The organism is Desulfovirgula thermocuniculi DSM 16036, from assembly GCF_000429345.1.
GTDB lineage: Bacteria > Bacillota > Desulfotomaculia > Desulfotomaculales > Desulfovirgulaceae > Desulfovirgula > Desulfovirgula thermocuniculi.
The window spans coordinates 1-7,784 of record NZ_AUBR01000086.1; the positions used below are offsets into that span (position 1 = coordinate 1).

A 7,784-nucleotide genomic window follows, 5' to 3' on the forward strand; every position below is an offset into this window, starting at 1 on the left:
CGGCAGCGAAGACCGGCATGGCGGGCACCACGGTCAGCGCCGCGGCGAGCAACAACACCGGGAGCACGGAGGGCAAGAATTGCCTGACCCTGGAGAGTAAGACCTTCCCCTTGGCCACCTTCATTTCCCCCCTTTCTCTAGGCTAATTTAGCGGGGCGGGCCTGACCGCCCTGACCAGATACTTCCCTCCGGAGGACGACACCTCCAGGAGGAGCCTCTGCGTCACCGAGGCCGCGCCCGGGGCCGATACGGCGCACTCCACCAGCACGAGCTTCGGGTTCGCCTGGTCGTCGGCCTTCACCTCGCGGATCTCGGCGAGGTTCCACCCGCCCAGGGGTTTTACCCCCGAACCCTCGGCCACGAAGTTGCGCACGTCCTCCCCGCGGTAGTAGAAGTCCAAGAACTGCCGCAGGAAGGTCTGGAACGCCTGGTCCGGCGCGGCGGAGAGCCTGGTTGCCGCCCCCTCCTGTTTGCCCTCGGGCGGCGGCTCCGCCGGGGCGAGCGCGGGCAGTCCGGCGACCGCCAGGCGGCCCCCCGCCACCCTCACGGGCACCTCGACGAGCAACACCGCGTCCTTCCAGACGGACACGGTTTCCTGGGGTTGCATGCCGCCTGGCGGGGCAGTTCCCTGCGCGCGGGCCGCCACCAGTTCGGGCGGTACGCCCGCGCTACCGGAGGGCGGCTTCACGGCCCGCCTGACGTGGAGCAACACGGAGGCCGTCCACGCGTCCTGGCCGTCCCGCCGCAACGAGACCACGGACGCGGAAGCCACCTGCTGCACCCCCTGCGGGAGTTGTGCCCTCCCGGCGGCGTCCTTCCCGACGAAGCGGGCCAGCCGGGCGGCGTACTCCTCGCGGTCGCCGGACCACGTGGCCCACTCGACGGCGAAGGCCCTGGCCAACTCGGCGGCGCCCTCCCGCAGGGCGGCCTCCTCTGGCGTGTACGCCTTGGCCGCCAGGGTCTCGTAAGCCCTCGCGGCCAGGGCGGCCGCGCGGGCCGAGAGGAGGAAGGAACCCAACAGCATGCACCACAGAAGGGCGGCGACGACCGCTCTCTTCGTGTAAACGTCGAAATTCAGTCTGCCAGGCAGTTCAGATCCCCCCTTCCCCTACGACCAACCGCACGAACTCCATGCAGGTGTCCATCTGCTCCCGCGTCAGCCAGCACCTGGCAAGGAAGTATTCGTCCACGACGTTACCCTTCTCGTCGCGCTCCTTCACGCACTCTCCAGCCAGCCACGCTTTCCGTCCGGACAATTTCTTCAACTCCTCCTCGGGTATGCCTACCAACTTCCACTTCTCGCCCGGGGCCCTGCGGGTGACCGCCGCTTCGAGCAGTTCCCCGGGTTCGCGGAAGACCGGGCCGCCGAAGTAGGAGGCGATCACGTGGCCCTGCTCGTCGGTCACCACGGTCACCGTGCCGTACGCGGCGGCGGAACTGCACTCGTCGCCCGGCGATCCGCCGCTCCCCCCGAGGGCGTCCTCCATCTGCTTGACGTCCATCCTGCCCGCCGGGGAGGAGTCCACGTAGCAGTTGTTGAAACCCAAGAGGCCAGTGTAGAAGGCCAAGTCCCCGGCACGGGACAGTAGCTCGTTGTACGCCTTGAGGTCCTTCTCCACCGCCCACTTGAGGTTCCAGCGGGAGTCCCACCAGGCGCGCACGGCGGCGCGGAGTTCCCTGTCCTTCTTAGTGGACGGCGAGGAGACACTCTTTGCCAACTTCTCCACTTCGGGGAGTGACAACCCGTTTAAGGGTACATCGAGTATACCCTTGAGTGGGGCGAAGGTCTCCACGAAGTCGTCGACTTCGTAGAGGTTGAACTTAGCCAGGCGGAGCGGCCGGAGCGTCTTGCCGAAGGCGTACCAGCGCGGCAGGGAGGGGGCGTCCTTCACGGGGGAAGCCTCCCTGGCTAGGAAGACCTCCTCCTCCTGGCCCTTCCAGGCCTCGTACTCGCCGAGCACCGCCGCGCCCTCCCCGACCAACCCCTTCAGGACTTCCCGCACCTCCCTCGTGGCGGGCCGCACGCGGTGGAACTTGCGGGAGACCACCTTGCGCTTCTGCAGTCCCTCCTCGGCTACCCAGTAGCTACCGAACAACACGAAGAGGTCGCGGTCGGGGTCGTAGGTCACGACCCGCCCCTCCAGGCTGGAGCGGCGGTAGTAGGCGCCGGGGTCGACGGCGCCAGGGCCGCCGCCGGACTGCGCCTGCTGGACGGCAGGGGGCGGCGCGCCCGCGGCCTGCGGCGGGTAATCCCCGGGCCGGGCCTTCTTGCTACAGCCTGTAGCGACGCACGCCATGGCCAGCGCGGCGAGCAGGGCGACGGAAACCAGGAGGATCGGGAAACGCGGGCGCCCATCGAGCATTTCCAACACCACCTCAAAGAAAAAAAAGCGGACCCGCGGGGTTTTCCCGCGGATCCGCTTGGGGTTTCAGGAAAAATACTCTTCTCTTAGCTTTTTGTAGATCTCCTCCCACGCCGCCCCGAAGTCCGCGCCGTGGCCGGACGTCCCCGCCACGACGTGGGCGAGTTCGTGGGCCACCGCCCTTAAGGCGTCCTCGGCACTCTTGATGTGCCGGAAGTTGAGGGCGATGTCCACGCGCCCCTCCGCGGCGTCCACCGCTGCCTTGAGGTGAGAGGGCAGGTCGGTGGAGCCGTGTATGGACACGGGGCGGCAGACGATCTTCTCGGCGGCCCGCTTGATGCGGAGCCACCAGATGGCGGCGGAGGAGCTTGCCGCCATCACAGCAACCCCCTCTCCCGCCGCCACTCCCTATAACCAATGTCAGAGAAGGGGAAGGAGGGGTCATCCTTCCCCCACCTAATAACAGGGGAGGAGAACCTTCCCCTGGTGTCCTTGAAAGAGGAGTTGCTGAAGTAGACTCCTCTTTCATTGTAGGGGAAGTCCCCATACAATTTTACTCTCCCCCCGTCCAGGACGGCATACTTGCCGCCCAGGAAGGGGAGGATCCCCTCCCCAACCAAGGCCACGATCACCGCCGCGGCCCGCGTGTCGGACCACGGGCCTGGCGGGACCCGGGAAGCCCTCCTCCTCCGCCTCAACTCCCGCACAATATCGGGGGCGAAGCGGAGGAAAAGGTTTTCCCAGTTAGACACCACCCCGTTGTGGAACAGGAGCGGCTTTTTGCCGCTCCACTCCAGCCGCAGGGGCGACTGGAGATCCACGATGAACGGGTGGGTGAGTTCTTCGCACACCCCGCCCGAAGTCGCCGCACGAAAGTGGACGACGTGGGGGAAAGCATCGAGGGTTTCGTAGAACCTGAGGAACTCCTCGAGTTCCATGAAACCCTTGCGGAGGTGGTTTTTACCCCCGCTACTCCAGGCAACCCCGATTCCGTCGGGGTTATTGATGAAGCAATTTTCTGCTTCATCAATTGTTAATTTTCTCTTATAGCATACTGCTATTATGCACATATACAAAGCGCGGCAGGCCCCCGGCGGCCCGCCGCGCCAACACCTCCTTTTTTAGTGTTGGTTAACGGGCCCGCCGGGAAACCCGGAAAAATTGGCGGCAATACCGAGCGACAACCTCCGCCGCCTCCCGGAGGAGGGTTTCGTCCACGCCCTCCTCCATGCGGAGCCGCCAGGGCAGGCCGACCCACACCCGGCCCTGCCCGTTCACGGGGGCGTAGGGCGGGTCATCGAGGACGGCCGCCCCGGGTACGCCCGGGATAGTGGCCACGAACCCCCGGCTGGACGCGAGGCCGTACAGGACGATCTCGCCCCGCCGGAGGTTCTTCACTAAGACCTTCCGGAACAACCGCTTCCGCTCGGGAAGCCAGTCGTCCCGGAAGGAAATAGCCAACCCTTCTTCCGGCGCAAACGTGCCCCAGGCGGCCCGGATGCGGAGGCTCCTGGGGACGCCCTGCCGGAAGAACTCCACCAAGTAGGCGGCTTCCCTTTCGGTAAGGCCGCCCACCCGGATATAGTCTTCTACTCCGGGCGGGTCGTTGTACTCGAGCGCTCGCCCGGAGTAGAACTTGGTCACGAGGTTCCGTGCCAATTTAAGCACGGTCCTTGCGACCCGGGGGTTCGAGAACACCGCGGCCGGCGGGGTGCGGTACTCGAACCCCCAAGGTTTGTCCTCCCAGGCGGAGAGACGGCGGTACTCTCCGCGCGCCTCTCCCGATAACGGGAGGGACGGTTTTCCTACGAAGTCGTCGAGGAGTTCCAAGAGCTCCCCGGGGGGCTCCCTGTCGGGGATGCCCCCGATGTGAATATGACCACCGCAGGGGTACCTGTGCCCCGCGGCATCCAGATCGTATTTCGGAAATCTCCTCGCGAACTCTTTTATGAGTTCGCGGAGATTCCGGACGACCTGGGCGGGGGTTCCCGGGGCGGGGCGGAGTTCAACCTGGCTCCTCGCCCCGTCCGTGCCGATGCTACCCCCCATGTTGAGGTAGTCATCGGCGCTGACGAGGGTGCTCCCCCGCCACATTTCAAATTCCGGGTCGCCCCCCACGGTGATCCGGAGGGGGTTGCTTTTCAGGGTCTTATAAGTCTTATAAATCTTTTCCCGCTCGGCTCTGGTGAGGGGTTTTAACCCTAGCGCGGAGATGAGGCGGGGGATTACCTCCCGCGCCAACCGGACGCACTCCCAATCGTGCGACCAGTCGGTCGCGTAGAGGGAGCGGAGACGAAGAAGATAGAGTCCCGCAAACCGCTCGTTTACGTAGACGACGAAGCAGGGTTCACCTGCATCGTCGTCTCTATAAACACTCCCCCGCCAATCGTAGAAGACGTCATTATCTGGCGGGGAGTCAATGTTTATATGGATTTCATTGACCTCTTTGTAGGCCAACGAGATCTTAGGATAAAAAGATGCCGTGTAAGGGGCAATTACTCCCTGGTCGTCATGACTCCTGACGACCAGGAAGTATTTCTTGAGCAGATCCCTCAGGTCGGCCAACCGCTCATGCAGTTGGTCGCTTGGGAAAACTCTTTGAATAACCTTCTTCATATATAAGGTGTGGCGGGCCCCCGGCGGCCCGCCGCACCAGACACCTCCTTCAGGAGTGTTTAGTACTGGCAGGCCTGCCGGGGTGGCCCAACTGATGGGGGCAACTAGGCTTTAGCCCCTCCCGGCGTGCCGCTCAGCGGCACAGAGCGGCACAGTGGGTAGGTGGCCGCCTCCGACCCCGGTTTCCCCGGGGCCGACCTACCTCAGCCCCCTTTGCAGTAGGTTGATTTTTCTCCTCCCCGCCCTTTTTGAAACCGACCACCACCACCGGGTGGGGGAGGAAAAATTACGGCCGTGCTACTAAGTCCATGCCCGAGGCCGGACAAGTAGCATGGCCGCTTGGCGGACCTGACTGGCCACCGCCACGTTGTGGTGGCGGCGACCGCCGGTTTCCCTCCGTTAGGAGGATCCGCTGGTACCCCGCTTTTCGCGGGGTCCAGTTAACCCGGAAAGTTGCCGCGTGATAGGCGGCAACTTCCGGATCAGCCGGATCAGCTAGTATGACGCAGGGATCTCCCCCCTGCCCCGGGCTGTGCCCGGTTCGGACCGGTCCGACCCGCACCCGCATGCGGTTCGTGGGCCGGGGGTTCTGGCGGTGCCGCTTGCATGCACCCTGCGGGCCATGCGTGCACCCGCAGGGCACAGGGCTTGCCACACTGCAACCTCTCCCCTGCTCGGAGGGAGAGGTAGCACGGGGAAGATTCCAGCTTTCAGGCCGCTAGGCCACCACCGCGAAGCGGCGGCAGCCTATGACCTGACCTTTCTCGTCCCGGATCAGATCGTCCGGGACGAGGAAGTCTTCCCGGCGCACGGCCTGCGCCACCGGAAGGGAGACAATATAGTAGATCCCTTCCTGGTACGGCGGCAGGTCCGCCGCGGGGTCGAGGGCCTTCCGGACAACCGGGACGCCCCCGACATCGCCAGCCGGGGAAACTGCCTCCGGTAGCCGGAGGATTTTACCGCTCGGCGGCACGGTAAAGGTTACCGTGCCGCTATCCCCCACTACGGTTACGGGGTGGGGGGTGAGATTAATAATCATCGCTTTTTTCATGATTAAACCCGCGGGCCTCCCGGCGCCGACCCGCGGGCAAAACACCTCCTCGAAGGTGTTTTTCTGCGGGCCTGCCGGGGTGGCCCCTACTCGCCCCGCCAGGTGCGGGGGAAAACTTTAATCTCGCCCCCGTGAGGGGGGGAAACCTGAAACTCGCCCCGTAATGGGGGGGAAAAGGGAAGGAGGGCTTTCCGGAGTCTGTGCGCCCTCCCCCGGGCCCGCAGTGTCCCACTACGGCCCCGGGGCAGGGCACGCCCCCCGGAAAAGCGGGGAGGCCGCGGGAGCCACGGCCTCCATTTCTTTCCAGTATATATATACCCCCCTCAAAACCGGTAACATGATCCGCGAACCCGCGCGAAACCTGGCTTCCGGCGATCCGGCCACCGGTAACATCACCGGTAACACACCGGTAACATGCCGGTAACGTCGGTAACACCCAGTTTTTCCAGCGACTGGGGGCCTGCCGGGTTGCGCCGGACAGGGCCGTGCCGGGCGGAGGGGTGACTGCCCTCTCTTGCCGAAGACCTCGCCCCGCCTGGCGCGGGGGAAACGGGGACTCGCCGCCCCGAAGGGCGGGAAACTCTTCCTAAAATTTTACCTCATTCCGCGTAACTCATGCAAGAGGGCAGATCGGAGGCCTCCAGGTCCTCCTCCCGGCACCAGAAATACCCCGGCGGCAGGTCCCCGGCCTTGGCCCCAGCGGCGACGACCGCCACGCACCTGCCCGGCGGGAGAGCGTCGAAGGGTAGCACGGCCACCGGGAGGGCGTCCCCGCTGGGGAAGAGCGCCGTGCCGCCGGACACCCTGCCCCCGCTCTGGGCGAGCCTCGCGGCGAACCACCCCAGGGCGCGCTGCCGCAGGAACGACGCCGGGTCCCACACGGAGTGGGCGCGCGGTAGCCAGAGTTCCTCGCCCGCCAGGAAGGCCCTGGCGGCGTAGGCCGCCGCCCGCAGGGAGTCCATCCGCCTCCTGGCCTCCCTTTCGCCGCCCCTGAAGAGCAGGGCGCACGCCGCCGGGGTAGCCCCGCCGCACGCCTCGAGGAACTCCAGCAACCGCAACACGCCGGGGGAGGTCACCAGGCCCGGCCTCCTGAGGAGCGGCTCCACGCGCACCTCCAGCGGCACGGCCCGCCACCGCCCTCTCCCTTAACCCAGCAGGCTGCGGAGGCGGAGCCGCAACCTCCTCTTTTCGCGGTCGAACTTCGCCACGGCGCAGGACACCCTGTCGCCGCGGCTGAGCTCGCCGCGCAGGGGCGGCGGCGCTATGCCCACCACGCCTGGCAGGACTTCCACGAAGACGATGCCGCGCTCCGCGTCCACGCCCAGCACCGTGCCGGACACGAAGTCGCCGCTCCTGAACTCGGCCGACTCCCAGGGGTCGGGCTGGGCCTGGCGCAAGGACACCTCCACCCTGCCCGCCTCTTTGTCCACGGAGAGCACCTTGGCCTTGGCCGCCTGGCCCGGCCGGAAGAGCTCGCCGAGGCCGGCCGACTGGGACCACGTGGCCTCCCTCTTCGGCACCTCCACCAGCAGGCCGCCGCCCACGTCCACGAGCAACCTGGACGGCTTCCCGTTCCCCGGCGGGAGGACCGCCTTGACCACGCAGTCGACCGTGTCCCCCGGCTTCAGCCTGGCAAGCACCGCCCTCGCGGACTCGGCCACGGCCTCCCTCCGGGAGCAGAGCGCCAGCCCGGCCCTGGCGTTGGCGTGCTTCACCCTCACGAGCACCCGCTGGCCGACGAAGCGGGCGGCCAG

8 protein-coding genes are annotated in these 7,784 nt (G+C 66.2%); all 8 read right to left on the minus strand.

Going from position 1 to position 7,784, the window contains the following annotated elements; all coding sequences use genetic code 11:
- Positions 1 to 142 precede the first annotated feature (142 nt).
- On the minus strand, positions 143 to 1,024 hold the full coding sequence (locus tag G454_RS0114120) for a conjugal transfer protein (RefSeq protein WP_027719119.1): 882 nt from the start codon (positions 1,022 to 1,024) through the stop codon (positions 143 to 145).
- 67 nt (positions 1,025 to 1,091) lie between these two features.
- Positions 1,092 to 2,099 (minus strand): hypothetical protein, encoded by a 1,008-nt coding sequence (locus tag G454_RS0114125; RefSeq protein ID WP_156896827.1) that lies wholly within the window; start codon positions 2,097 to 2,099, stop codon positions 1,092 to 1,094.
- 330 nt (positions 2,100 to 2,429) lie between these two features.
- Positions 2,430 to 2,741, minus strand: a complete 312-nt coding sequence (locus tag G454_RS0114130; RefSeq protein ID WP_027719121.1) for a hypothetical protein — start codon at positions 2,739 to 2,741, stop codon at positions 2,430 to 2,432.
- Entirely contained in the window at positions 2,741 to 3,301 is a 561-nt protein-coding gene (locus tag G454_RS0114135) for a hypothetical protein (protein WP_211230115.1), read from the minus strand. The genes G454_RS0114130 and G454_RS0114135 overlap by 1 nt, the downstream gene beginning before the upstream one ends.
- A gap of 193 nt (positions 3,302 to 3,494) precedes the next feature.
- Positions 3,495 to 4,979, minus strand: coding sequence for a putative amidoligase domain-containing protein (locus G454_RS0114140; protein ID WP_027719123.1), 1,485 nt, complete (start codon positions 4,977 to 4,979; stop codon positions 3,495 to 3,497).
- Between the two features lie 718 nt (positions 4,980 to 5,697).
- Positions 5,698 to 6,018 carry a hypothetical protein gene (locus G454_RS0114145; RefSeq protein ID WP_035107988.1) on the minus strand — a complete coding sequence of 107 codons (321 nt, stop codon included), beginning with the start codon at positions 6,016 to 6,018 and terminating at the stop codon, positions 5,698 to 5,700.
- Between the two features lie 611 nt (positions 6,019 to 6,629).
- Positions 6,630 to 7,154 carry a hypothetical protein gene (locus G454_RS0114155; protein WP_027719126.1) on the minus strand — a complete coding sequence of 175 codons (525 nt, stop codon included), beginning with the start codon at positions 7,152 to 7,154 and terminating at the stop codon, positions 6,630 to 6,632.
- A 21-nt stretch (positions 7,155 to 7,175) separates the two neighbouring features.
- A partial coding sequence (locus tag G454_RS21870) for a hypothetical protein (RefSeq protein ID WP_027719127.1) occupies positions 7,176 to 7,784 on the minus strand: 609 nt, incomplete at its 5' end.